Below are 26,978 nucleotides of genomic sequence, written 5' to 3'. Positions count from 1 at the left end.
CTAATATTTCAGCGTTTCGGATTAAAGTTCAGCAAAGTGAAGCAAAGTCCGGATCATGTTGCAAGTGAAACCATTTTCGTTGTCGTACCAAGCAACAGTCTTAACTAATTGAGTACCATCTTCGCCTTCCATGATTTCGGTTTGTGATGGGTCAAATACTGAACCGAAAGTAGAACCAATGATATCGCTTGAAACAATTGGGTCTTCAGTGTAACCGTAAGCAGGGTTGTTTTCAGCAGCCTTCTTCATTGCACTGTTAACTTCATCAACTGAAACCTTCTTGTTCAAGATAGCAACAAGTTCAGTTAATGAACCAGTAGGAACAGCAACACGTTGTGCGTGACCTGAAAGCTTACCGTTCAATTCAGGAATAACAAGACCGATAGCCTTAGCAGCACCACTTGAGTGAGGAATAGTGTTAACAGCAGCAGCACGGTTGTTACGGAACTTCTTACTACGTGGTTGGTCAAGAACAGCTTGACTACCAGTGTAAGCGTGAACAGTAGTCATAGTACCAACCTTGATACCGAAGTTCTTGTTCAACCAGTAAGCCATTGGTGCAAGACAACTAGTTGTGCATGAACCAGCTGAAACAATCTTGTCTTCAGGCTTCAAAGTATCCAAGTTAACACCAGGAACAACAGTTGGAACGTTACCAGCAGGTGCAGAAACAAGAACACGCTTTGCGCCGGCATCCAAGTGAGCTTGTGACTTTTCTGCAGAAGTGTAGAAACCAGTACATTCAAGGACAAAGTCAACACCGTCGTTCTTTACCCAGGGAATGTTACGTGCGTCACGTTCTGCGTATACAGGGTATTCCTTACCATCAACAACGATACCCTTGTCAGTTGATGAAACTTCGCCATCAAAACGACCTTGAGTTGAATCGTACTTAAGTAAGTAAGCCAACATTTCTGGTGAAGTCAAGTCGTTGATAGCAACAACTTCAATGTCATCAGTGTTGAGTTCGTGAATACGACGGAATGCCAAACGACCAATACGGCCGAAACCATTAATACCAATCTTTACAGTCATACTGCAATTTCCTCCTTTAGGAAAAACATAATTAGTGTCTTTGCTAATTCAATCACATTTATACGATACTAACCACACTTAAGTAGTGTTAAGCATCTATACCAGATCATGATTTAGCAATTACAACCTTACGGTATTAATAATACTCACATTTCACTAACTTGTCTATCTAATTGACCTGAAAAGTTTGATTTTTCTTGTGAAAACGTTATCATTCTTGAAATAAAAATTTATTGTTGCAATTATGGCTAAAGTAAGATAATATAATATTTGTTGACGCGCCCTTAGTGTAATGGATCGCACGTGAGATTCCGGTTCTCGAGATCCGAGTTCGACTCTCGGGGGGCGCATTTTTTATAAGAGGCAGGAAAGGCGAAATGCTTTTCTTGCCTCTTTCTATTTATCAGTAGTTTTCGGCCTTACTGAATCTAATCGTAGAAATCCAAATAGGTTCTTAAAAGGGTTGATTTACAATTTCCTCAATCAATTCACAATTTAGTTCTATGATAAATAAAGCCAAAAAAGGACCGGCACCATGTTGGAAGCCGCTCCCTTTTCTCTTATTAAATAAAAAAGGCTGACTAAATAAATTCGGTCAACCACTTATAATATTAAAATTACTTTTCTTCAGCTGGCTTTTCCTTAGCCCATTTACGAATAGCTTCAATCTTCTTTTCCTTTAATGCTCGCTTGTACTTAGGAGCAATTGGCCGACGACCTTGAACGCCGTATGGGTGTGCTTTACGCATAGCAAATGCCTCCTTATATATTAAACGTAAATTAATTAACGCTCCAATTATACCGGGCATGGATTTAAAAAGCAACCCTTCATAAAAGGCTATCTCTCGTCAGGATTATTATAGCAGCATTTACTTGAAGAAAAAATTTTTCTCAAATTAAACTAGACCAATTTAACAATATCTTTAACAAAATCAATAGGCAAAAGGTCTTGCAAAGTATACCAATATGAGATACTATATAGTCGTAAACAAACAAGGGCTAATTAAAACGCCTATTATATGAAAACGAGGTAATTTATTATGACTAAAGATACATTCAAAGCATTTGTTAAATTTAACAAAACTGACTGGACAAGTCTTGATAAGGAATCAGCTGCTACTGAACTCAGTTTGATTGCTAAGGATCTCCACTAAACTAATACTAACCATGCGGCTCATTATTTCCTCTCCCCCTATCATTAATGATGCCTAGCCGTATAAACACCACGAATTGACCATAACAAAATAATGAGGCCGTTAAACTCCCGGCCTCATTTTTATTTTTCATGACAAATTATTTGACCTTTTTTGACCAAACGAGTATAGTATTCACATAAGTTAGCAATTGATGCTAACAAGTGCTAAAAATAAGGGAGGCTAATCAACTATGAATTTAGTTCCTACTGTCATTGAGCAATCATCTCGTGGTGAACGTGCTTATGACATTTATTCACGGCTTCTAAAAGATCGGATCATTATGTTATCTGGCCCAATTGAAGACGATATGGCTAATTCAATCGTTGCGCAACTTCTTTTCCTAGATGCGCAAGATTCAACAAAAGACATTTACCTTTACATTAATTCTCCAGGTGGTGTGGTTACATCTGGAATGGCAATTTACGATACTATGAACTTCATCAAATCTGATGTTCAAACTATTGTTATCGGGATGGCTGCTTCTATGGCCAGCGTCTTAGTATCTTCAGGTGCTAAGGGTAAGCGTTTTGGTTTACCACACTCACAAGTTTTGATTCACCAACCATCTGGTGGTGCTCAAGGTCAACAAACCGAAATTGAAATTGCTGCTACTGAAATTTTGAAGACACGGAAGATGATTAATGAAATTCTGGCCAAGAATTCAGGACAGCCAATCGAAAAGATTAACCGTGATACCGAACGTGATCACTACTTAACTGCTCAAGAAGCTGTTGATTATGGTTTGCTTGACGGAATTATGGAAAACAATTCTAAGCTGAAGTAATCAATGATCAAAAAATAAGCTGAAGGAAAATTTCCTTCAGCTTATTTTTGTTTAAACTTACTTATTTAGCCAGTGCTCGATTGCGGAGTTCATCTGCATACGCATTCAGCTTTCGCAAGCGATGATTAACGCCAGACTTTGAAATTGGACCACCGGGAACTAGTTCTCCTAGTTCTTTCAAACTGACTTCCTGGTGAGCAAGCCGCGTTTCAGCAATCTCGCGTAACTTATCCGGCAAACTTTCTAAGCCGACACTTGCTTCAATGAGCTTAATATTTTCGATTTGCTTAGTTGAAGCATTAGCAATCTTGTTCATATTCGCATTCTCACAGTTAACGAGACGGTTAACTGAATTACGCATATCACGGACAATCCGAATATTTTCAAATTGCAGCATCGAATTAGTTGCACCGATTAGCGACATGAAGTTAGCAATTTTCTCAGCTTCCTTAAGGTAAACAATATACCCGCTTCGTCGAGCAGTTGTTTGAGCATTTAAGCCAAACTTATTCATCATCCGGGCAATCATCTCATTATGCTCTTCATAGAGGGAATAGATTTCCAAATGGTAACGAGAAGTTTCAGGGTTGTTTACAGAACCACCGGCCAAAAAGGCACCACGCAAATATGAGCGAACCATCCATTCGTCCTTTAGTAATTCAACAGGAACCTGTTCCTTGATCTGCATCCCTTGTAAGATTTGTAAATCATCCAGAACACGTTCTGCAGAATAACGTAAACGAACAATATACTGGTTATTTTTCTTTAGTTTCATCTTCCGCCGGACAACAATTTCACTTTCGACGTGATAAAAATCTTTCAGCAACGAATATATCCGCCGGGCAATGGCGGGATTTTCAGTTTGAATATTCAATACGAGGTGGTGATTACTGATTCCGATTGAGCCATTCATCCTAATTAAGGCCATTAGCTCAGCTTTAGCATTATCACGGTGAACCTTAATTGCTGTTAGCTCCTTTTTTACTTCGCTAGCATAGGACAATGCTAGTCACCTCCTAATCATGAACTTCATGGAGGCGATTCATTAACTCATTAACAACCTTATCACGGTCATGAAATGCTCCATTATCCTTTAACTGTAAGAAGTTGGAACTAATAACTCGGCATCCCTGCTTCCGGAGCCCCTGAAAATCATGTCCCACAGGCTGGGAAATTTCGTTCCATTCCTTAAAGTCAATATAGTTATCGGGAACTGGCTGAATATTAACTAATACGGTATCAATAAAGTCTTTCCCAAGGTGACGGTTAAGTACCCGAACATGATCAGCATCAGTAAAATGATCGGTTTCTCCCTTTTGCGTCATAATGTTACAAATATAGACTACTTCTGCCTTACTCCTGCATACGGCCTGAGCAACATCACGAATCATCAAATTAGGCAGAATACTTGTAAACAGACTACCGGGTCCCAAAACAATTTGATCTGCATTTTCAATTGCTTTAACAACCTCAGGAACTGCTTTGGCTTTGTGACCGTCATCATCATTTGATGGCGTTACCCAGACATGTTTAATCTGCTTATTGGCTTTAGTGATTTCTGACTCACCACTAAGAGTCGAACCATCCATAAATTCAGCATTTAACGTTAATGGTTCATCAGAAACGGGAAAAACATGTCCCCGAATCTTCATCATCTCTGAAAGCTCCTGGACTGCATCAAAAATATCACCCTGCATTTCCGAAAGAGCAGAAATAATAAGGTTACCAATGGCATGACCCGCCAAAAATTGATCAGTTGTCTTAAACCGATACTGGAAGATCTCTTTCTGTAACTTTGGTAATTCAGAGAGAGCAACCAGAACATTTCGAATATCACCAGGCGGTACCACATTAATATAATCTCGAAGAATCCCCGACGAACCACCATCATCAGCAACGGTAACTACCGCTGTAATATCAGCATTTTGATCGCGTAACCCGCGAAGGACAACTGGCAGGCCAGTCCCGCCCCCGATCACAACGATCTTTGGCTTATGAAACATATAATCCTTCCTCTACTTTTTTATTTTGCCTTATCAACGTCCCGATGGTGAATATTAACTTGATAACCATCAGCTTTTAAATCAGCCGCAACCCTATTCGCAATGGTAACGGAACGGTGTTGCCCGCCAGTACAGCCGATTGCAATTGTTAGGCTACTTTTTCCTTCATGAATATAGCCTGGCATCGCCGTTTCTAACAATGACTTTAAATGAGCATAAAATTTCTTTGCTAACGGACTTTTCATCACGTATTCCTGAACAGCAGCATCATTACCCGTCAAATGTTTAAGCTCTGGGACGTAAAAGGGGTTAGGGAGAAAACGAACGTCAAGTACAATATCAGCATCTAACGGCAATCCATACTTGAAGCCGAACGACATTACTTCAATATAGAAATTGCTCCCCTCGCCATGACCAAAGATCTTATTGAGCCTTAATTTGAGGTTCCGTGGCGTCAAGGAAGTAGTGTCAATCCGAATATCCGCCTCACTCTTGAGGTTATTCAGCAATTTTCGCTCAGCCGTCACTCCGTCTAATAACCGACCATGAGGTGACAGCGGGTGTGAACGACGCGTTTCTTTATAACGAGAAATCAATTTATCATCGGCAGCATCGAGAAAAAGTAAACTAACCTCAAGATCTTCACGCTTTTTCAATTGTTGAATACTTGGCAGTACTTGATCATAAAATCCCTGAGAACGAGAATCCATCACCATGGCCACCTTATTAAACTGACTTGCTTTCTCCATCACATCGACAAATTTTTCCGCCAAGTTAGGCAGCATATTATCGAACACGAAGTAGCCTAAGTCTTCAAGACTATGAACAGCAACGGTTTTCCCGGCACCGCTCATTCCGGTAATAATTACCACTCGCATCTTTTCCACCATGTTCTCTCCCTCTTTTCTACACTTATACCTAATTATTGTATCACAACAATCCGGGCGTGTCTTTTAATAACTAGAACTAAGGCAAGTCTTGTCGTTTTTCAGAAAATACTAGTTAATACTTAAAAGATGCAAAAGAGCTTCAAAGCTCGCCAATGTCGAACTCTGAAGCCTCCTGTTTGTGTATTTTCAAGATTAATCAGAAAACTTAATGTTGTTTTTTCTCCTCAAGCTCCTGATCCCGTTTTAACATCTTCTTCAGATATTGACCGGTATAGCTTTCCTTAACCTTTGCCACCTCTTCAGGAGTCCCGGTAGCAACTATATAACCACCTGCTTCTCCTCCTTCAGGGCCAAGATCAATTAGCCAGTCAGCTGATTTGACAACATCAAGATCATGCTCAATCACCAAGACGGTATTCCCAGCATCAACTAGTCGCTGTAAAACCGCCAACAAGCGTTTAATATCATCCATGTGTAGCCCAGTAGTAGGCTCATCAAGAATATAAAAGCTTTTACCTCGTGATTGACGGTGGAGTTCAGCAGCAAGCTTCATTCTCTGGGCTTCACCACCTGAGAGCGTGGTAGCTGGTTGACCTAAAGTTACGTAACCTAAACCAACATCTTCAATTGTCTGTAGCTTTCGCTTGATTTTCGGAATTGCGCTAAAGAACTTCAATGCTTCAGAAACAGTCATGTTAAGGACTTGTGAAATATTCTTTCCCTTATACTCAACTTCAAGCGTTTCCGAATTATAACGTGTTCCGTGACAAACATCACACGGAACGTAAACATCTGGCAAGAAGTTCATCTCGATCTTAATAATTCCATCACCATGGCAGGCTTCACAACGGCCACCCTTTACATTAAAACTAAAGCGTCCTTTATTATAGCCACGCATCTTGGCCTGGTTTGTTTGCGCAAAGAGTTCACGAATATCATCAAAGACACCAGTGTATGTAGCAGGATTACTCCGTGGTGTCCGTCCAATTGGTGACTGATCGATATTAATTACTTTCTCGATATTTTTAATTCCACTAATTGATTTATACTTACCAGGCTTAGCCGAATTATTATTCAATTTCTGCGCCAGAATCCGCTTCAAAATTACGTTGACTAAGGTGGATTTTCCAGAACCGGAAACACCAGTTACACAGATAAACTTGCCAAGAGGAAAATCAACATTAATGTTTTTTAAGTTATTCTCAGCAGCCCCTTTAAGAATAATGTGTTTCCCATTACCTTCTCGACGCTCTTTAGGCACCTCAATCATCTTTTTACCAGAAAGATACTGACCCGTTAGTGATTTTCTGGAACGCATGATTTGTTTTGGCGTTCCAGCGGCCATTACCCTTCCACCATTAGCTCCTGCTCCCGGACCAATATCAACAATATAGTCCGCAGCCCGCATGGTGTCTTCATCGTGTTCAACCACAATCAAGGTATTACCAAGATCGCGCATTGCCTTAAGGGAAGAAATTAACCGATCGTTATCCCGCTGGTGTAATCCAATTGAAGGTTCATCAAGGACATACATTACCCCAGAAAGATTTGAACCAATTTGGGTTGCCAAACGGATTCGTTGAGCTTCTCCCCCAGAGAGTGTTCGTGCAGAGCGGCTCAATGTCAGGTATTCAACACCGACATTTTTCATAAAAGTCAGTCGATCTAAAATCTCTTTCAAAATTGGCCGGGCGATCTTTTCTTGCTGTTCGGAGAATTGAACTCCTTCAAAGAACGTAATGGCCTTACTAATTGGCAATTCGGAAACTTCACCAATATTTTGACCGTTAATTTTAACTGCTAACGCCTGTTGGTTAAGCCGATAACCGTGACAAGCCGGACAAGGCAGTTCTGTCATATACTTTCGCATTTGCTCTCGAGTAAAGTCAGAATTGGTTTTCTTATACCGACGCTTAATATTATTAATAACTCCCTCAAATGGCACATCAACATCCCTAACTCCACCAAAGTCATTCTCGTAATGGAAATGGAATGTCTGATCGCCGTTACCATACAGAACCTGCTGTTGTTGCTTTTTGGAAAGTTTATTAAATGGCGTATCCATATTAATTCCGGCAGCTTTACAGAATTGTTCCAGTAACTGTGGATAGTATTGTGAAGAAATCGGATTCCACGGAATCATTGCTCCTTCCCGAAGTGTTTTAGTTCGGTCAGGAACCACTAGATCCACGTCAACCTCAAGTTTTGAACCCAAGCCCTCACATTCAGGACAAGCGCCAATTGGAGCGTTAAAAGAGAATAGTCGCGGTTCAAGCTCTCCTACAGTAAATCCACAAATTGGACAAGCATATTTTTCAGAAAACGGAATTGGGTCTCCACCAATCACGTCTGCAATTGCGTAACCATCGCTTAATCGCAGAGCAGCTTCGAATGAATCAAATAAACGAGAACGAATCCCATCCTTGATAATAATCCGGTCAATGACAACGTTAACCGTATGTTTCTTATTCTTATCAAGCTCCGGAACTTCATCCAATTCATAGGTTTCACCATCTACTTGAACCCGCACAAACCCTTCCTTTTTGATCTTTTCAAAGACTTTCTTTTGTGTTCCACGCTTATCACGAACAACTGGGGAAAGGATCTGAAGCCGAGTTCGTTCAGGGAGTTCCAGTACCCGGTCAACCATCTGGTCAGGCGATTGACTGCTAATCGGGATATGATCATTGGGACAAATTGGTGTTCCTACCCGTGCCCATAATAACCGCAGGAAGTCGTTAATTTCCGTAACGGTCCCTACTGTGGAACGGGGGTTATGGGATGTGGTCTTCTGGTCAATCGAGATTGCGGGCGAGAGGCCATCAATTGAATCAACATCCGGCTTATCCATTTGCCCTAAGAACTGACGGGCATATGCAGATAAGCTTTCCACATAACGACGTTGTCCCTCTGCGTATAAGGTGTCAAATGCTAGCGAACTTTTTCCCGATCCGGATAAGCCGGTAATTACAACTAGCTTATTCTTGGGGATTTTTACGTCAATATTCTTTAAATTATGTGCACGTGCGCCATGAATAATAATCTTATCGTTTGCCACGAATAATTCACTCCCCCTTATTTTTTACTATGCTTCATTCTTTTAGTTTTCTTTCCTGTCATCTGTGCCTTTAATTCCATTATCGTATCACGAAGCGTTGCGGCTTGTTCAAAGTCTAACCGCTTAGCTGCTGTCCGCATTTGTTCAGTTAATTCTTCAACCATCTTTGTCTGATCATCACGGTTTAGCTTGGCAAAATCCTTAGTAGTAAATTCCGTACTGTCGGCTTCTTTTCCGATATCCTCAGTCTTCGTGGTTGAGGAAATAGTTTCTTGAATTGGCTTAATGATGGTCTTAGGAGTGATCCCGTGCTTTCTATTGTAAGCTATCTGAATTTCCCGTCGCCGTTTCGTTTCGTCAATTGCCTTTTGCATTGAATCAGTAACCGTATCAGCATACATAATTACGGAACCATTTGCATTCCGTGCTGCCCGACCAATCGTCTGAATTAATGAACGTTCATTCCGCAAAAAGCCTTCCTTATCCGCATCAAGAATTGCGACTAAGGATACTTCCGGAACATCCAATCCTTCACGAAGAAGGTTAATTCCCACAAGCACATCGAACTTGCCTAAACGCAGGTCACGAATGATTTGTGTTCGTTCTAGTGTCTTGATGTCGCTATGAAGATATTTAACCTTTAATCCAAGATCTTTAAGGTAGTCAGTAAGATCCTCTGACATTTTCTTAGTCAGTGTTGTGACAAAGACCCGTTCATGCTTCTCAATCCGCTTATTAATTTCACCAACCAAATCATCAATCTGTCCCATTACCGGTCGAACTTCAATCGTTGGGTCTAGTAAGCCAGTTGGTCGAATAATTTGCTGAACAACGTGATCTGTTTGGGCCATTTCATATGGACCAGGAGTAGCCGACATATAAACGACTTGGTTAACGTGCTTTTCAAACTCTGCTAGTTTTAATGGTCGGTTATCAAGCGCACTTGGCAAGCGGAAGCCATAGTCAATTAGCATCTGCTTCCGTGCACGATCACCATTGTACATTCCCCGAACTTGAGGCATTGTTTGGTGTGATTCATCAACTACTAATAGGAAGTCTTTGGGGAAAAAATCCAGTAGGGTATATGGCGGCTCTCCAGGTTTTCGACCATCCATATACCGTGAGTAATTTTCAATTCCGTTACAATACCCCATTTCACGAAGCATTTCGATATCATAAGTTGTCCGTTGCTGAATTCGTTCTGCCTCAAGGAGTTTTCCTTCATCAGTAAACTTTTTGACCTGTTTTTTCATGTCATTTTCGATCTGTGGAAGGGCCCGATCCATAATCTCTTCACTCGTTAAGAAGTGAGTTGCCGGGAAGATTGAAATGTGCTCCCGATCACCAATTACTTCGCCAGTAAGGGCATCAACTTCACGAATCCGATCAATTTCATCACCAAAAAATTCAATCCGCAGCGCCTTATCTTCACGTGATGCGGGGAAGACTTCAACAACATCCCCGTGAACTCTGAACCGCCCCCGTTGAAAGTCAATATCGTTCCGTTCAAACTGAATATTAACCAGCTCGCGGAGTAACCGATCCCGTTCAATTTCTTGACCAACCCGTAGTGAAACGACATGGTTATGGTATTCGCTTGGATCACCAAGACCAAAAATACTGGAAACGGATGCCACAACAATAACATCGTCTCGTTCCATTAATGAACTAGTTGCTGAATGGCGCAATTCATCAATCTCATCGTTAATTGATGCGTCCTTTTCAATGTATGTATCGCTAGAAGGAACATATGCTTCTGGTTGATAATAATCATAATAGGAAACAAAATATTCAACCGCATTATGCGGGAAGAACTTTTTCATTTCACTGTACAATTGCCCAGCCAGTGTTTTGTTATGGGATAGAATTAATGTTGGTTTATTAACCTTCGCAATCACATTTGAAATCGTAAAAGTTTTCCCCGTTCCGGTTGCCCCTAATAGGATCTGTGCTTTTTCTCCCTTTTCAATTCCAGTAGTCAATTCCTTAATTGCCTCTGGCTGATCACCAGTCGGTTTATAGTCCGAAACTAGTTCAAAATTTTTATGAGGTTGACGATATATCACGATTAATCCTCCTCAGCACTCGAAAATGGAAGGCAACAATTCGTTCTTCGTTACCTTCCGTCTTACCATAATTATCTCTTTTAGTTTATCATCAGAACATGCATTCGTCTATCAATATAGAAATTCTAAATTGTCTTACTATAAAACAATCAACATCCGTAAATTAACTTTACCTTAATCATTTTTCTCCCCTATTGAATCACGACTTTGCTTGTACATATAATAGTAATGTTTAAATTTCATAAAAGGAAAGTTGAAGATCGATGTTTAGTAGTTTAAAGCAAAAGCGCGGGCAACAATTGGGGACTTTATTTGTTGTCTTAACAATTATTTGCTTTTTAGGAACCGCAAGTCAGCTTCTTACCCACCTTCAAGAAGCTACCTGGCCCTTTATTCTTTGGTGGATTCTCAAAACATTTGTTAGCACGGTTGTCCTATGGGTACCGATCGCTATTGGTGCTAATCAACAGCAACGGCAATTTAATCGCCAGATAGTTGTCCTTACCCTGTGGATTATCGGAATTATTACTTTCACCTGGGCAAAGTTTACTACCCAACCGGTAACCACAACCGCCCAGCCGTCTCCCGAGCTCTATGTTGTTCAACAGGTATTTATCACTTGGCTCGTCTGCAGCGGGCTATATCTCTTTGCTCACCCATTACAAAAGCTGTGTCATCGTTGGTCAACAATAACGCGCCGTCACTGGTTGATTAGCTTTTCATTTATTTTCTTTCTTATCAACCTTATCAGCGGTTATGACGCATTTGGCTTTCACCGTGGAACAAGCTTGATCTGGTTCAGCTATCTATTTGCCCTTGGTGACTGGCTAGCAAGCGATCAACGCTGGCTGAAAAACTGGTCAAACAGGCGCTATGCTGGATTAACAATTATCAGTTTACTGTTTTCATCACTAATTACCTGGCTCAATATGAACCATGTTGATTATAGTCCGCATAGTGATCTCACGCCCAACACTCACTATTTATTAGGGATTAACCCATACCAGCCATTCCTTCTCCTTACTTGCTTACTAATGACTGCATGGTTCTTACGGGAAAGGAATAAGAAACCAAAAGAGCACCTTTTACCTATTACCGGGATCCTGCTTCTTAACTTGCTCGGATTACCGATGATCTTTACTCCCTTGCTCTTACCACACGTTAACTGGCAACTTTCACTTCTAATTGGTGTTATAATTGCTGCCGCTTTTGCTGGAATTTTAACGCTCATTAATTTCCTGGGAAATAAAATAACTTGGCAGTTAAATTATCGCAACCTTTTTAACCGCCTCAAACAAATTTGCCAAAATTTCTGGCCAGTCCTCTTAACCTTTCTTATTCTCTGGCTGATCACTCTCGGTTCGTTTGCGATCCTTTGGGGTGGTAAATTTACAATGGTTCAGTGGATGCTAACCGAACGACCAAAGATCATTACGGTAAACGTTCTTATTATTTTTGCAATTACTTTGATCCTAATGGCGATTACTAACCGTTGGTGGGTAAGCTCAGGGATAACAATTCTTTTCTACTTAGGCTGGTTAGGCGCTTCGATCCTTAAAATTGCAGCCAGAAATGAGCCAATTATCCCTACTGATATCTCAACATTAACCGCTCCTAGTGAAATGCTGGGAATGGTTAATAAGTGGGTAATTATTTTTACTTTAATTGGCGCCATCATTATTATTGCGATTTGCTGGCAACTAGAAAAGCATGTTGGCAAGTCATGCCGGTTTAACCCAATTGTCCGGATTGCAATTGCGGTTCTTTCCTGTGCCTATCTTTTTAGCTTTAGCTTTGCAAACCATAGTAATTCGATCGTCTATAAGCAGTTGCAAAACATCGACGACACTCCATACTTTTACTCTCAATTACGGGGTGCCAAAATGAACGGTACTCTTCTCCAGTTTGCCAATAACATTGATGTCCACGTAATGAACAAGCCTAAAGGATATTCGGCTGCTACGATGAAAGATTTAGCTAAACGCTACTCTAAGTTAGGAGCAAAAATCAATCAAAATCGTACCCATAATAGTGTTGGAAAACAGAATCTGGTGTTTGTCCTTAGTGAAAGCTATTCCGATCCATCCCGGGTTCCAGGAATGAAAGTCAGTGGCAACCCGATTGCCTACCTTCACCAGCTAAAAAAGCATTCAACTAGCGGATTAATGCTTAGCTCTGGGTATGGTGGCGGAACAGCTAATATGGAATACCAGGCCCTAACTGGTCTTTCGATTGCAAACTTCTCACCAACATTACCAACACCGTATTCACAGCTAGTTCCTTACCAAAAGCGAACCTTTACCATTAACAATCTGTTTAATTACAGTATTGGGATCCACCCATTTTCCGCAAACCTTTATAGTAGAAAAACGGTTTACAAAAAGTTTGGCTTTAATAAGTTCTATCACTTCAATGGTGGTGACAAAATTACCTATACTCAAAAAATTCAACGGAGTCCCCGTGTTAGTGATGATTCTGCCTATAAGGAAGTAACATTAAACCTTAAGCGTCAACCCCACGGTAAGTTTGTTCAATTAGCGACGATGCAAAACCACATGCCATATGAACCAACCTACTACGCCAAAAATAATTACCATGTTTCCGGAAAGGGCTTTAAGACGGCCGATCAAAAAGCACAAATTGAAACCTACATTCAGGGAATTCACTATACTGATCAAGCATTAAAGAAGTGGATTAATCAACTGGATAAGCTTAAACAGCCAACCACTGTTGTTTGGTACGGTGATCACCTCCCCGGAATTTATCATGGCTTACCAATGGGAAAGTATGGCACTCAGCTCCACGAAACTGATTACTTTATTTATAGTAATGCAGCCGCACGAAAAACTAACCAAAATCGGCTTACTTGGCAGCACCGGCTTGTTGGGCCAAACAATTTTGCTGCAATGGCACTTGCACAAATGGATGTTAAAGTTTCGCCCTACTACGCTCTGCTAACGAAAGTTGCTGAAGATATTCCGGCAACCTCATTACCAACCAACGGGACCGCGAAAAACAATTCAGCTCATCAAGGAGGAACCGATTTTGTTAATGCTCGTGGAAAGCATGTTAAGCTTACTCCACAGCAAAAGAAACTCTTTCACGACTATCAACTAGTTCAGTATGACCTTACTGCTGGTCACCATTACCTGCTAAAGGACTCATTCTTAAAACAAATCGCAAAATAAAGAGAAAAAGCCGTCCCAAATTTGGGGCGACTTTTTCTCTTTAATTTCCTATATCACTAAAACTATTCTTCGGCAAACTCCTTCAATGCCTTTTCAAAAGCAGCTAGCTTAGAGTTAGCTTCATCAAGTGATGGGGCACTAGTACCGATATAGAACTTCAATTTTGGTTCAGTACCTGATGGCCGAATAGCAATCCAGGTCTCGTCATCAAGAATGTAACGAAGAACATTTGATTCAGGAATTCCAAGTTCACTAACTTGGCCGTCAGCAGTTGTCTTTGTTCCCTTAGAGAAGTCTTCAGTTACCATTACCTTGTGTCCAGCGAAGTCGGTTGGTACTTCTTCACGGAACTTCTTCATCAGGCCTTGAATCTTAGCTGGGCCATCAACGCCTGGGTACATGTTAGCAACTGTCTTTTCACGGAAGTAACCATACTTCTTGAACAATTCTTGAAGGCCATCATACAATGTCATCTTCCGGCTTCTGTAATAAGCGGCAACTTCAGCCAGTAAGGTTAATGATTGAATAGCATCCTTATCACGGACAAATGGCTTAATGAGGTAACCGTAACTTTCTTCAAAGCCGAACATGAACGTGTGGTCAGCCTTCCCCGTTTCATACTGGTGAATTTGGTCAGCAATCCACTTAAAGCCGGTTAAAACATTAATCATTTCAACACCGTAACTTTCGGCAATCTTAGCAGCAAAGTTAGTTGAAACAATTGATTTTACAGCAGCAGCATTCTTTGGCAAGGTACCTGCTTGTTTGTGGGCTTCAAGAATGTAAGCCAACATGATTGAGGCAATTTGGTTACCAGTCAGCAATTGGTATTCGCCATTTGGTTGACGAACTGCACAGCCAAGACGATCCGCATCAGGATCAGTAGCAATTAGAACATCTGCATCAATTTCTTTACCTAACTTAATGGAACGAACAAATGCTTCTGGGAATTCTGGATTAGGGTGTTCCAAACCAGGGAAATCACCATTTGGTTGTGCTTCGGTTGGTTCGATTGTGAAGTTAGTAAAGCCAGCTTGACGTAATGCTCGTTCACCAAGCATCCGACCGGTACCGCATAATGGCGTAAAGACAAACTTCATGTCCTTACCATATTCCTTTGCCAAATCCGGATTAACGGTAACGCTCTTTGCATCGGCCAAGTATGCAGCATCCACATCTTCACCAATAATTGTTTCCGTTCCGTTGTCCAATAATTCTTGTTCATCAGCTAATTTGATGTCAAAAATATCGGTAATCTTCCGGATATAGCCAGTCATCATGTCAGATTCCTTTGGTGGCATTTGACCACCATCTTCACCATAAATTTTGTAGCCATTGTATTCTTTAGGATTGTGACTAGCCGTAATCATGATCCCAGCATAAGTATGTAAATGACGAACAGCAAATGACAATTCTGGTGTTGGCCGTAAATTATCGTAAATGTAAACTTTAATTCCGTGAGCACCTAGTACTCGTGCTGAATCGTGAGCAAACTGGCGTGAATTATGACGAGAATCATAGCTAATTGCAACCCCACGCTTCTTGATTTCATCCCCCAAGGAATCCATCAACGTTGCCAAACCTTCAGTTGCTTGACGAACGGTATAAACATTCATCCGGTTAATTCCAGGGCCCATCAATCCCCGCATCCCGGCAGTACCGAAAGACATTGGTGCGTAAAATGCATCTTCAATTTCCTTATCATCATGCATTGCAGCTAATTCTTTCTTTAATTTTGGTTCAAGATCAGTCCGGTCTTTCCAAACTTGGTAAGTATCTTTCCAGCTCATCAAAATTGCTCCTTTGTTTCTCATAATCTGCTATCAGTATAACTCATTATCAGGCAGCTGTGTTCGTTTACTTCATTGTTTTACTAAAGTTTTACTCCACCTAATCGATCGTCCGAATCCAGTCTGCCATCTTTTTTACTTGATCATCAGCAAAGACTAAGTACTGGTCGTTTCCGGCCATACTCATCGTATTATTAAATGCAAGAACCGGTTTCCCGCTTTCAAGAAACTGTCTAATTACTTTGGTGTCCTTCATCCCCTGATTAACATCAAGATAGGCTTTCGCACAATTAAGACGATCTGCCATTACCTGTGGAAGGATTCCCTGATATAAACGAACATTAGGGTACTTTAAGAGTGACACTAGCTTAGGTCCCATTGAAGTTCGCGCAGCAATTTCAAATTGGTAATCTGATAAAGTAGTTACCAGTTCGGTCAAATGGCTAAAGTTTTGGCTATTCGTTAAGCAAAATAGTGGACCACGGAGTTTTGACCATCGTGGCTTATTTGTCCCTAAAGTAACGTGATCAATAATATCCCGAATACTCATCCCGTTATAGTACCACCACAATTCACGGTAGCGAACTGTCGAGAGTAAATTCCAAGGCTTGTCGTCAGAATCGAAGTGAATAATTGCCGGATCGCTGATTCGCGCTAATTCACTAATTATACGGTCAATGTGATGATAGACCGCATAGCCTTCTACCCCAACTTCATAATTATAGGTGCGGGGCAAAAATTTAGCCTGGTGGTAAAAGAAGTTACTCAAAACTGATTGATCAGCATTCTTTAATCCAGGTTGTTTGCTAGCAGGTAATAATTGATCAACAATTTTCGGGTGCTGATTAATTACCGGATTATTAAAATACACCACTCCAGCATTAATTTCACTGTCTGGAGAATTAAGATCCTTAACCGCAGCTAATGGTTCAGAGAAATCAAGATTAAGTAAAGCCGTTATTGAATGGTTAATAATTACATCACTATCTAAGTACAGCACCTTTTCTTCCGGCAAAAGCCTTGGCAACAATAACTTATTAAACGTCATCGTGTTTAAACGATTACTAAATGAAATTTGGCTATCACCGAAACCCGACTGATCCACTTTCAAGTCAATTATATTATCGCCAATTGAACTCAATTACTGATTAACATTTTTAAACCACTCCTGAGGAATATCAGGATTCAAAATATAAATTTTCAAACCGTTATTATGGTAAAGAAGTGATTTCAAACTAGTAAATAATTTATCAAGATACGCATAGTTACATTGCATTGCGATTACTGGTGCTGACATCTTAGTGCTCCTCCTTTTATTCAACATAACTATACCCTTTTAGCTTTAAAAAGAAAATAAAAAAGAGGGGTGACATAAGTCTTACTCGGCTTCTGCCACGTTCCCCCCGTGATTAAATTATTTACTTTTCTAATGATTGAATATATTGGTAGACCTGTTGTCCAGCAATTGAACCATCACCAACAGCTGTTGCGATCTGCCGTAATGGTGTTTCACGAACATCACCAACAGCAAAGATCCCGGGAACCGCTGTCTTCATTGTGTTATCAGTTTTAACCCAGCCAGCATCGTCAAGAATGCCTAATGATGCAAACTGCTTTGTCATCGGCACGTTACCAACATAAATAAAGATTCCGTCTGCATCCATAGTACCATCTTCACCAGTTTGGTTGTTGTGAGTTTTGACACCGGTAACCTTTGTATCATTACCGACAATCTCAGTTACACTAGTATTAAAGATAAACTTCATCTTATCGTTTTTCATTGCTTCGTCCTGGAGCATTGGTTGTGCGCGAAGTTTATCGCTACGGACTAAAACCGTTACTTGGGATGCTAAATTAGCAAGGTACATTCCCTCTTCAACAGCAGAATCACCACCGCCGACAACGATCAGTGGCTTATCCTTAAAGAATGCACCATCACAAACAGCACAATATGAAACACCACGACCGCTAAATTCTTCTTCACCAGGAACTCCTAAGTGACGCTGCTCAGATCCCGTTGCAATTACAATTGCCTTAGCAACAAATTGCTCATCCATATCAGTGGAAACCGTTTTAGTCCCATCAGCATTTACTTCAACGTTAGTCACAGTTCCATAGGCATATTCAGCACCAAATTGAATCGAACCATCGTACATCTGTTGAGCAAGCTCTGGTCCTTTAATACTCTTAAAACCAGTATAGTTTTCGATCGTTGCCGTATTATTCAAATTACCGCCATAAATTCCCCGATCGAGCATTAAGACGGATAAGTTAGCCCGGGAAGCATACATTGCTGCAGTCATTCCACCGGGACCAGCACCGATTACTACTACGTCATAACGGTCCTTGTTAGCCATTTTAAAGCTCCTCCTTAATCCACAATTTAATTATTATTCATAATAACTTGTTTCACTGTTATTGTCTATCATTATGCTTACTTTTTATAAGTAGTAAGGCGTGCTTTAAGCAAAAAAAGATACTTAAATCCAATTACCGGAATTTAAGCATCCTTTCTACTGCAGCCGTGACTAAAGACGTTCACCTGCTACTATGTCTTACAGGCTCTTTTAAACCTGCTCACGTTCTACTTTTTCTTATCCTCAGCCTCGAATTTAGTGCCGAGTTCTTTGATGTATTGACGAAGTTCATCCTTAACTTGTGGGTGCTTCAGACCATATTCGATGTTAGTCTTAACCCAGCCGAACTTGTTACCAACATCATAACGGTCACCCATGTATTCACGAGCGAAGACCCGTTGAGTTTGGTTAAGGGTATCAATTGCATCAGTTAATTGAATTTCGCCACCCTTACCAGGCTTAGTCTTTGCTAAAACATCAAAGATTTCTGGGGTAAAAACATACCGACCAATGATTGCTAGGTCACTTGGCGCCTTCTTTGGATCTGGCTTCTCAACAAAGCTAGTAACGTTAAAGAGGCCTGGTGTAACTTCCTTGCTTGGATTAATAACACCATATTTAGCAGTATCTTCATGTGGTACCCGCATAACAGCAAGGGTTGATGCGCCAGTTTGTTCATAACTTTCGATCAATTGCTTAGTTAATGGTTCACCATCATTGTTAATGTTGTTCAAATCATCACCTAACATTACAACAAATGGTTCATCACCAATAAAATCACGAGCTGTTAAGACAGCATCCCCAAGGCCACGTGGGTGTGATTGACGAATGAAGTAAATGTTAATGTCAGTTGTTTCTTCAACTAACTTCAACATTTCATTCTTGTGCTTAGCCCGTAAATTATCTTCAAGTTCTGGGTTAGAATCAAAGTGATCTTCAATTGAGCGCTTGTTCTTGCCATCAACAACAACAATATCTTCAATCCCAGACTTCCGAGCTTCCTCAACAATAAATTGAATCGTTGGCTTATCAACGATTGGTAGCATTTCCTTTGCTAAAGCTTTTGTTGCTGGAAGAAAACGAGTCCCCAAACCAGCAGCAGGAATAATTGCTTTACGTACGCGTTTCATAATAATAAACCCTTTCCATGAGATTATTTTAATTCTCAATCTCTACTGTATGCATTTTACCATACTTATTCAATTTCTGAAGTAAGATCTCGGCTCATCAGCTGGGAAATTGCGTTTTTAATGTCCTCGCCCTCATACAGAACCCGGTATAGGGCATCAGTAATTGGCATCTTAACCTGACGCTTGAGACTTAGTTCGTGAGCCGCTTTGGTAGTATATACCCCTTCAATTACCATTCCCATATGTTCAATTACATCATCAAGCTTTCTCCCCTGACCTAATTGATAACCTGCACGCCAGTTTCGAGAATTCTTACTGGTTGCGGTAACGACAAGGTCACCAACACCAGAAAGGCCAATAAAGGTCATCGGATTAGCACCAAACGCTACACCAAGACGCCGAATTTCAGCAAGTCCCCGAGTAATTAATGCAGCACGAGCATTGTCATGGTAACCGAGCCCTTGAAGTGCCCCTGCACCAATTGCAATGATGTTTTTCAGGGCAGCACCGAATTCTGCACCAATGACGTCATTGTTCGTGTAAACCCGGAAATAATTGTTGCTGAAAAGCTTCTGAATTTTATCCGCATCATTGATGTTAGCACATGCAGCGGTTACAGCAGTCATATCCTTAATTGCAACATCTTCGGCATGACTAGGACCAGACAGAACAACGATGTCTCGCCGATTTTCTTCATTTATTTCTTCCATCAGCATTTCAGAAGGGCGCTTATAAGTATTTTGTTCCAACCCCTTAGTGGCATGAACAATTAATGGCCGTTGATTGTTCTGTTCCAGAATTTTATTAAGTTGGCCCGCTACCTGGCGAAGTCCCTTAGTTGGAATAACAATTAAAACAACTTGGGCCCCTTTAACGGCTTCTGCCATGTCAGTAGTTGCCACTAGCTTGTCTGAATAAACAAGATCCTTCATGTAATGAGGATTTACGTGTTCATTATTTAATTGGTCAACCTGTTCTTGATTACGCGACCACAGCTTAACGTCATGACCGTTTTCAACCAACATATTTGCCAATGTACTTCCCCACGAACCTGCTCCTAAAACTGCAATTTGTTCAGCCATAATTATTCTCCTTTAACAAATTAAACTTATTGATTTACATACCACGGAAGATTTGTCCGTTGCCTTCTGACGATTAAGGTAATTAGTGCCCCAACAAAAAAGATCAATGATAATATCTGTGACACTCGCAGCGTATTACCAATCATTAAACTATCTGTCCGCATCCCTTCAATAAAGAAGCGGCCCACGGAATACCACATAACATAGGTCAAGAAAACTTCACCCCGCTTAAATAGGTGGTGACGGTGACGCAAAAGCATTAATAAAGCAAAGCCAACAAGATCCCATAGCGACTCATATAAGAAAGTCGGTATGCGATAATGATTTCCAATATCCATTTGGTTAATAATCCACATTGGTAGATGCTGACTAATCAATGCTGCACGGCTAGTAATTGCCCCGAATGCTTCTTGATTCATGAAGTTTCCCCAGCGGCCAATTCCCTGCGCCATAATTAACGTTGGCGAAATAACATCCATCATTGTCCACATCGAAATTTGCCGGACACGACAGAAAAAGTATAGTGTGAGGATTCCACCAAGAATCGCTCCATAGATTGCAATTCCACCATCCCAAATTGCAATAATTTCTGCAGGATGATGTGAATAGTAACCCCACTGAAAAATAACATAATAGAACCGCGCGCAAATAACCGCAATCGGTAGCGCCCATAAAAGGTAATCATAGAAGTAATCTTCATTGATGCCTCGTCGTCGGCCCTCACGCACTGAAAGGATCAATGCGAGAACAACACCAGTCGCAATAATAATTCCGTACCAGTGAACTTGAATTGGTCCAAGATTGAAGGCAATTGGATTAAATGCCAGAAGCGGTAAGCTTAAATTAATCATTACTTTGCTTTTCCTTTGTATCCCGTGCAGAATTTTGCTTAATTAACCGGTTCAAATTATCATCGAAGGTCTTGGTAGCATCATACCCCATTGTTTCTGCCCGGTAGTTCATTGCAGCGGATTCAATGATAATTGCCAAATTCCGCCCAGTCTTAACGGGGACAGAAACTTTAGGAACAATTACACCTTGAATTGTCTGCTTATCACCCCGATCACCTAACCGGTCAAACTGAACATCTGGAGTCCACGTTTCCAAGTGAACGATTAGGTTAATGACATCACTTGGCATAATTGCTCCGGTTCCGTAAAGAGTAGAAACATCAATAATTCCGATACCCCGAATTTCCATAAGGTGCTTTAAAATTGCTGGTGCCTTACCAACAAGGGTCTGTTCATCTCGAGCATATACTTCAACCCGGTCATCAGCTACTAGACGGTGACCCCGACGAACTAATTCAAGAGCAGTTTCACTCTTCCCGACTCCAGAATCACCAGTAATTAAGACCCCAACACCATTAATATCGACAAGAACACCGTGTAAAGACTGCCGCGGTGCTAGTCGACCAAGAAGGTAGGAAGTCATGTTACTTAAAATTTGTGATGACGTTAAGTGGGTTCCTAAAATTGGAATTTTGGCATTCTTAGCTGCAACTTGCAGTTCTGCAGGAATTGGTAAGTTAGTTGAAATAACAAAGCACGGTGTTTGGGGAGCACACATTTTTGTTAAATACTTCTCCCGTTTTTCGTGAGTTAGATCCTTGGCAAAGGACGTTTCAGTAATCCCTAATAATTGAATCCGCATTGCTGGATAGTGTTTAAAATAACCAGCAAATTCAAGGGCCGGCCGCGAAATATCACTAGTAGTAATTGGTCGTTGAAGATATTCTTCACCCTGTAAAACTTTTAATCGAACATTATCAACAAGTTCTTTAACGGTAATATGATCTGCCACTATTTCCACTCCTTCACTAATTATTAATGTGATCGGAAATAATCACATTGCAAATCGACATAACAATTGCAATCAACATTGCTGAGCCAAAGGATGAGAAGTGAAAATAAAATGATCCGACAAAAGATGATGTTAATTGTAGCATCAAAGCATTAATCACAATACTAAACAATCCTAAGGTAAGCACATTAATGGGCAACGATAGTATTAATAAAATTGGTTTTACTAATACATTCAACACTGCTAAAACAGCACTTGCTAACAGGGCAGTTCCCACACTATTGACATAGAACATTCCAGTCCGCGAAAAGAGACCGGCTAATGCAATAAAGAGAATTGTATCTATTATTACACGCTTAATAAATTCCATCTACGACCGTCCATTCTTCTTTATATCTTTCTCTTCAACATCAGTTAATTGCCGTCTTTCTTGTGAATCCCGTGTCTTTTGTGGGGTCGACGTCAAATCGGCAAACGTCTTAAAGAGACCGGCAATTCCGGGATGTGCTGGATCGGGCGGGATAATTGCCAATAAAACAATGTAAACAATAACCCCGGGAACAATCCCGGTAATTGCAGTAAATAGGATATAGGCAATCCGCAAGTAAAGTGGCTTAGTATTGAAATACTTAGCAAACCCGCTAAGGACTCCAGCTAGCCAACGATCATCGTAGGATCGGGTCAACTTTTTTGACATAATTCATCCCTCCTAATAGCTTAATCTTACTGTGTTTTTCCGGTAACTGCAATTAGATTTACTGTGGATTCTTCTGGCTTAATTTCCATTGGAGATAGGCATTAATAAACGGATCCAAATCACCATCCATAACTGCTTGCCCATTATGCGTCTCATGACCACTCCGGTTATCCTTAACTAAAGTATAAGGATGGAAAACATAGGAGCGAATCTGGGAACCCCAGCCAATTTCAAGCTGTTCACCTTCAATTTCAGCCCGCTTCTTTGCCTTCTTTTCTTCCTCTAATTCATACAGTTTCGATTTCAACATGTTCATTGCGGTTACCCGGTTTTGCAACTGCGATCGTTCTGCTTGAGAAGAAGTAACAATCCCAGTAGGAATGTGAGTAATCCGCACTGCTGATTCCGTCTTATTAATATGCTGACCACCAGCCCCGCTTGAACGGAAAGTATCAACCCGAAGATCGGAAGGATCAATGTCAATATTTACACTTTCATCAAGTTCAGGCATTACATCCACTGAGGCAAACGATGTATGTCGCCGGCCTGCCGCATCAAATGGTGAAATCCGGACAAGGCGGTGAACCCCTTTCTCACTTCTTAAGTAACCAAACGCATTGTGTCCCTTAATTAATAAGGTAACACTTTTAATTCCGGCTTCTTCTCCTGCTTCATAGCTTGCAGTTTCAACATTAAAGCCATGTTGTTCACCCCAACGAACGTACATCCGAAGCAACATTGCTCCCCAGTCCTGAGCTTCTGTTCCTCCAGCTCCCGGATGAATTTCCAAAATTGCGTTTTTAGCATCATACTCGCCATCAAGCAACTGATTTAACCGATACTGCTCTAGCTCTTTTTGTGTTTCACCAAACGACTTTTCAAATTCACTCTGTAGCTCATCATCAGGTTCCAGTTCCAATAACTCGATTGACGTTTGCAAATTACCGATATTATCCCGTAGCTTTACAAAAGTATCGCGCTTATCCTTTAATTCATTATTTGCATTAATTACTTTTTGTGCTGCAACATTATCGTCCCAAAAACCAGGTTCAGCCATTTTTTGTTCATTTTCTGCAATACTTTCATCTAAAGCATCAAGGTCAAAGAGACCTCCCGAAGCGGGCAACATCTTGTTGCATTGCTTCTACTTTTTTCTTTGCTTCACTAAGTTCCAAAATGGTTCCTCCAATATTTAATTTAAACCAAAACGGTAACAGGTACCGCTTTGGGGCCACCTGCTACCGTACCTTGATAGTTATCAATATTTAATTATCAATTAGCGGGTAACGTTTTGCCGAATTTGTGACTTCATAAAGAGTCGGGTAGTTTCGTATTCGATATCCGCAATCATTTGTTCAAACATATGGTAACCAGCAGTTTGATATTCAACTAATGGATTCAACTGACCATAACCACGAAGACCGACAGATTGACGGAACTGATCCATCACATCAATATGATCTGTCCAGTGTGAGTCAACAACCCGCAAGAGAACAACTTTTTCAAATTCAAGCATTTGAGCTGGATCATAAAGTTGCTTCTGCTTGTCCTTGTAGATCTGCTTAGCGTATCCCATTAAGAAATCAACCATCTGTCGTGGCGACTTATCTGCCAAGTCGGCAACGGTAACTGTATCCGGCTTAACAATGACTTCTTCCGCAAAATCAATAATTCCTTTAAGATCCCAATCCTTGCGATCACCTAAAGTATGTTGTTCAACTTCTCGTTGGATTGTCCGCTTAAAGATAGGCATCAGGACCCACTTTAATGATTTATCTTCTGTGATGATTTCCTGACGTTCTTTATAGATGATTTCCCGTTGTTCACGCATTACATCATCATATTGAAGAACGTTCTTCCGGGAGTCATAGTTATTCCCTTCAACCCGTTTTTGAGCTGACTCAACTTGGTGAGTTAAGAACCGACTCTTAATTACCGCATCATCATCGTCAACTTTCATCCGTTCCAGGAAGGCTTTGATCCGGTCACCACCGAATCGCTTCATTAAGTCGTCCTCAAGGGAAAGGTAGAATTGGGAAAGGCCTGGATCACCCTGTCGACCAGAACGTCCCCGAAGCTGGTTATCAATCCGTCGTGATTCATGTCGTTCGGTACCAATAACTGCGAGTCCGCCTAATTCACGGACACCAGGGCCAAGCTTAATGTCGGTCCCCCGTCCAGCCATGTTCGTTGCGATCGTAACCGCGCCTCGCTGACCAGCATTTTTAATGATATCAGCTTCCTTTGCGTGGTTCTTCGCGTTCAAAACAACATGTGGAATATGTTCTTGATCCAGCAAGTGAGAAAGATATTCTGAAGTTTCAACGGCAACGGTACCAACTAGGATTGGCTGTCCCTTTTCGTGGAGACTCTTGATCCGCTTAACTACCGCAGCAAACTTACTCTGCAATGTAGGGTAAAGCAAGTCTGGTTCGTCTTTCCGTTGAACTGGCTTGTTAGTTGGGATGGTGATTGTTTCCATGTTATAAATCTCACGGAATTCTTCTTGCTCGGTCTTAGCAGTACCAGTCATCCCCGCAAGCTTGTTGTACATCCGGAACAAGTTCTGGTAAGTAATGTTAGCCATGGTCTTGTTCTCTTCCTGAATTTGAACGCCTTCCTTAGCTTCAATTGCTTGGTGAAGACCATCAGAGAACCGCCGTCCCTGCATTACCCGTCCGGTAAATGAATCAACAATCAAAACTTCACCATCAGAAACCACGTAATCCTTATCCCGAAGCATAATGTAATTAGCACGTAATGCCTGATCCAAGTGGTGGGTCAATGCAGTATTTTCTGGATCATACAGGTTCTTCAAGTTAAAGTACTTTTCAGCCTTTTGAATTCCTTCATCAGTTAAGGCAACCGTCTTTGATTCAAGATCGACCTTGTAATCAACCTCGTTCTTTAACGTTTTAACGAACCGATCAGTTTGCTTATAAAGCTTTGATGTTCCTGTTCCCGGACCAGAAATAATCAATGGGGTCCGCGCTTCATCAATCAAAATTGAATCCACCTCATCAACAAGGGCATAGTTTAGTCCCCGTTGTACCTGGTCTTCTTTATAAACGGCCATGTTATCACGAAGATAGTCGAATCCAATCTCACTGTTGGTGGAATACATAATGTCTGCCTTATATGCTTCACGCTTTTGGTCAGGAGACATCTCGGAATTATTGATACCAACACTGCAGCCTAACCAATTATAAAGCTGCCCCATTTCAGTAGCATCACGTTTTGATAAGTATTCGTTAACCGTAATAACGTGAACACCCTTACCACTGATTGCGTTTAAGTAAACAGGCATGGTAGCGGTCAAGGTTTTACCTTCACCAGTCTTCATTTCGGCAATATTACCTTCATGAAGAACGATTCCCCCCATAATTTGAACATGGAATGGGTAAAGCCCTAAGACCCGTTTTGCCCCCTCACGAGCTACCGCAAAGGCTTCCGGTAACATGTGGTCTAAATCTTCACCTTTTTTATAGCGCGCACGAAATTCATCAGTCTTAGCTTTTAATTCATCATCTGATAGTGCCGCCATTGGCTTAGCATATTTTTCAACTTTATTAGCAATCTTATTAATCCGCCGCAGTTCACGACGATCGCTTTCAATCCATTTTTTTAGAATGTTAGCCATAAAAGCGTCCTTCCTAATTAACGTTTTTAAATTTTAACTTGAGATTTAGCAGCTACTCAAGGCAATTTTAATTTATATTCTAACCTTAATATTCTAACACGTTTCGGATTAGAGTGCGAGCCAGTAGCGTATGAAGCTGTAAAAAGCGTCTAGGTAATACGATGCTGCTTGAAACACCAACTAAAATCATAACCACCCGTGAAACGGGTGGTTTGCTCTTCGGCTAAAAGCCGATAAGACAAGCCAAAATGCTCTGATT

The 26,978-nt window shown here is 40.9% G+C and carries 21 protein-coding genes; 2 read left to right on the top strand and 19 right to left on the bottom strand.

Annotated elements, in window-relative coordinates; genetic code table 11:
• Positions 1–21: 21 nt before the first annotated feature.
• Positions 22–1,035, bottom strand: coding sequence for a type I glyceraldehyde-3-phosphate dehydrogenase (gene gap, locus HMPREF0549_RS07120; protein WP_003717600.1), 1,014 nt, complete (start codon positions 1,033–1,035; stop codon positions 22–24).
• 617 nt (positions 1,036–1,652) lie between these two features.
• Positions 1,653–1,784, bottom strand: coding sequence for a hypothetical protein (locus tag HMPREF0549_RS10160; RefSeq protein WP_255372237.1), 132 nt, complete (start codon positions 1,782–1,784; stop codon positions 1,653–1,655).
• Between the two features lie 637 nt (positions 1,785–2,421).
• Between HMPREF0549_RS10160 and clpP the strand changes: the two genes are divergently transcribed.
• Positions 2,422–3,015 (top strand): ATP-dependent Clp endopeptidase proteolytic subunit ClpP, encoded by a 594-nt coding sequence (gene clpP / locus HMPREF0549_RS07110; RefSeq protein WP_003717598.1) that lies wholly within the window; start codon positions 2,422–2,424, stop codon positions 3,013–3,015.
• A 61-nt stretch (positions 3,016–3,076) separates the two neighbouring features.
• On the opposite strand, the gene whiA is transcribed toward clpP, so the two are convergent.
• From whiA to uvrB, 5 genes are all read right to left on the bottom strand, one after another.
• The gene (gene whiA / locus HMPREF0549_RS07105; RefSeq protein ID WP_003717597.1) at positions 3,077–4,018 is read right to left on the bottom strand and encodes a DNA-binding protein WhiA; all 942 of its coding nucleotides are present in this window, start codon (positions 4,016–4,018) and stop codon (positions 3,077–3,079) included.
• A gap of 13 nt (positions 4,019–4,031) precedes the next feature.
• Positions 4,032–5,018 (bottom strand): gluconeogenesis morphogenetic factor MgfK, encoded by a 987-nt coding sequence (gene mgfK, locus HMPREF0549_RS07100; RefSeq protein ID WP_003717596.1) that lies wholly within the window; start codon positions 5,016–5,018, stop codon positions 4,032–4,034.
• Positions 5,019–5,038: 20 nt separating this feature from the next.
• Positions 5,039–5,908 carry an RNase adapter RapZ gene (rapZ, locus tag HMPREF0549_RS07095; protein ID WP_003717595.1) on the bottom strand — a complete coding sequence of 290 codons (870 nt, stop codon included), beginning with the start codon at positions 5,906–5,908 and terminating at the stop codon, positions 5,039–5,041.
• 205 nt (positions 5,909–6,113) lie between these two features.
• A complete protein-coding gene (gene uvrA, locus HMPREF0549_RS07090; protein WP_003717594.1) occupies positions 6,114–8,966 on the bottom strand; it encodes an excinuclease ABC subunit UvrA in 2,853 nt (950 codons plus the stop codon).
• 17 nt (positions 8,967–8,983) lie between these two features.
• Positions 8,984–11,032 (bottom strand): excinuclease ABC subunit UvrB, encoded by a 2,049-nt coding sequence (gene uvrB / locus HMPREF0549_RS07085; RefSeq protein WP_003717593.1) that lies wholly within the window; start codon positions 11,030–11,032, stop codon positions 8,984–8,986.
• A 263-nt stretch (positions 11,033–11,295) separates the two neighbouring features.
• Between uvrB and HMPREF0549_RS09400 the strand changes: the two genes are divergently transcribed.
• Positions 11,296–14,220 (top strand): alkaline phosphatase family protein, encoded by a 2,925-nt coding sequence (locus tag HMPREF0549_RS09400; RefSeq protein ID WP_003717592.1) that lies wholly within the window; start codon positions 11,296–11,298, stop codon positions 14,218–14,220.
• 62 nt (positions 14,221–14,282) lie between these two features.
• Here the strand turns inward: HMPREF0549_RS09400 and HMPREF0549_RS07075 are convergent, their stop codons facing one another.
• From HMPREF0549_RS07075 to secA, 12 genes are all read right to left on the bottom strand, one after another.
• Positions 14,283–16,010: a phospho-sugar mutase gene (locus HMPREF0549_RS07075; RefSeq protein WP_040531594.1), complete on the bottom strand. Its 1,728-nt coding sequence runs from the start codon at positions 16,008–16,010 to the stop codon at positions 14,283–14,285.
• A gap of 100 nt (positions 16,011–16,110) precedes the next feature.
• The gene (locus HMPREF0549_RS07070; RefSeq protein ID WP_258409010.1) at positions 16,111–17,115 is read right to left on the bottom strand and encodes a glycosyltransferase family 8 protein; all 1,005 of its coding nucleotides are present in this window, start codon (positions 17,113–17,115) and stop codon (positions 16,111–16,113) included.
• A gap of 36 nt (positions 17,116–17,151) precedes the next feature.
• The gene (locus HMPREF0549_RS09770) at positions 17,152–17,307 is read right to left on the bottom strand and encodes a hypothetical protein (protein WP_154645769.1); all 156 of its coding nucleotides are present in this window, start codon (positions 17,305–17,307) and stop codon (positions 17,152–17,154) included.
• A 121-nt stretch (positions 17,308–17,428) separates the two neighbouring features.
• Positions 17,429–18,367, bottom strand: a complete 939-nt coding sequence (trxB, locus tag HMPREF0549_RS07065) for a thioredoxin-disulfide reductase (protein ID WP_003717588.1) — start codon at positions 18,365–18,367, stop codon at positions 17,429–17,431.
• A gap of 227 nt (positions 18,368–18,594) precedes the next feature.
• Positions 18,595–19,497: a UTP--glucose-1-phosphate uridylyltransferase GalU gene (gene galU / locus HMPREF0549_RS07060; RefSeq protein ID WP_003717587.1), complete on the bottom strand. Its 903-nt coding sequence runs from the start codon at positions 19,495–19,497 to the stop codon at positions 18,595–18,597.
• A 65-nt stretch (positions 19,498–19,562) separates the two neighbouring features.
• Positions 19,563–20,579, bottom strand: coding sequence for an NAD(P)H-dependent glycerol-3-phosphate dehydrogenase (locus HMPREF0549_RS07055; RefSeq protein ID WP_003717586.1), 1,017 nt, complete (start codon positions 20,577–20,579; stop codon positions 19,563–19,565).
• Positions 20,580–20,605: 26 nt separating this feature from the next.
• Positions 20,606–21,430: a prolipoprotein diacylglyceryl transferase gene (lgt, locus tag HMPREF0549_RS07050; RefSeq protein ID WP_003717585.1), complete on the bottom strand. Its 825-nt coding sequence runs from the start codon at positions 21,428–21,430 to the stop codon at positions 20,606–20,608.
• On the bottom strand, positions 21,423–22,382 hold the full coding sequence (gene hprK / locus HMPREF0549_RS07045) for an HPr(Ser) kinase/phosphatase (RefSeq protein WP_040531592.1): 960 nt from the start codon (positions 22,380–22,382) through the stop codon (positions 21,423–21,425). The genes lgt and hprK overlap by 8 nt, the downstream gene beginning before the upstream one ends.
• A gap of 16 nt (positions 22,383–22,398) precedes the next feature.
• Complete coding sequence (locus HMPREF0549_RS07040; RefSeq protein ID WP_003717583.1) at positions 22,399–22,752, bottom strand: phage holin family protein; 354 nt, start codon at positions 22,750–22,752, stop codon at positions 22,399–22,401.
• A complete protein-coding gene (locus HMPREF0549_RS07035) occupies positions 22,753–23,079 on the bottom strand; it encodes a PspC domain-containing protein (protein ID WP_003717582.1) in 327 nt (108 codons plus the stop codon). It lies immediately after the preceding gene.
• Between the two features lie 58 nt (positions 23,080–23,137).
• Positions 23,138–24,254 (bottom strand): peptide chain release factor 2 gene (gene prfB / locus HMPREF0549_RS07030; RefSeq protein WP_098045258.1). Its coding sequence is split into 2 segments (ribosomal slippage): positions 23,138–24,181 and positions 24,183–24,254, totalling 1,116 coding nucleotides; the frame shifts between segments, so codons are not numbered across the junction.
• 101 nt (positions 24,255–24,355) lie between these two features.
• The gene (gene secA / locus HMPREF0549_RS07025; RefSeq protein WP_003717579.1) at positions 24,356–26,719 is read right to left on the bottom strand and encodes a preprotein translocase subunit SecA; all 2,364 of its coding nucleotides are present in this window, start codon (positions 26,717–26,719) and stop codon (positions 24,356–24,358) included.
• Positions 26,720–26,978 lie beyond the last annotated feature (259 nt).

The organism is Limosilactobacillus vaginalis DSM 5837 = ATCC 49540, assembly GCF_000159435.1.
Classification (GTDB): Bacteria; Bacillota; Bacilli; order Lactobacillales; family Lactobacillaceae; genus Limosilactobacillus; species Limosilactobacillus vaginalis.
Note: the sequence above shows the minus strand (reverse complement) of the source record. Positions and strands in the feature narration are given on the sequence as shown.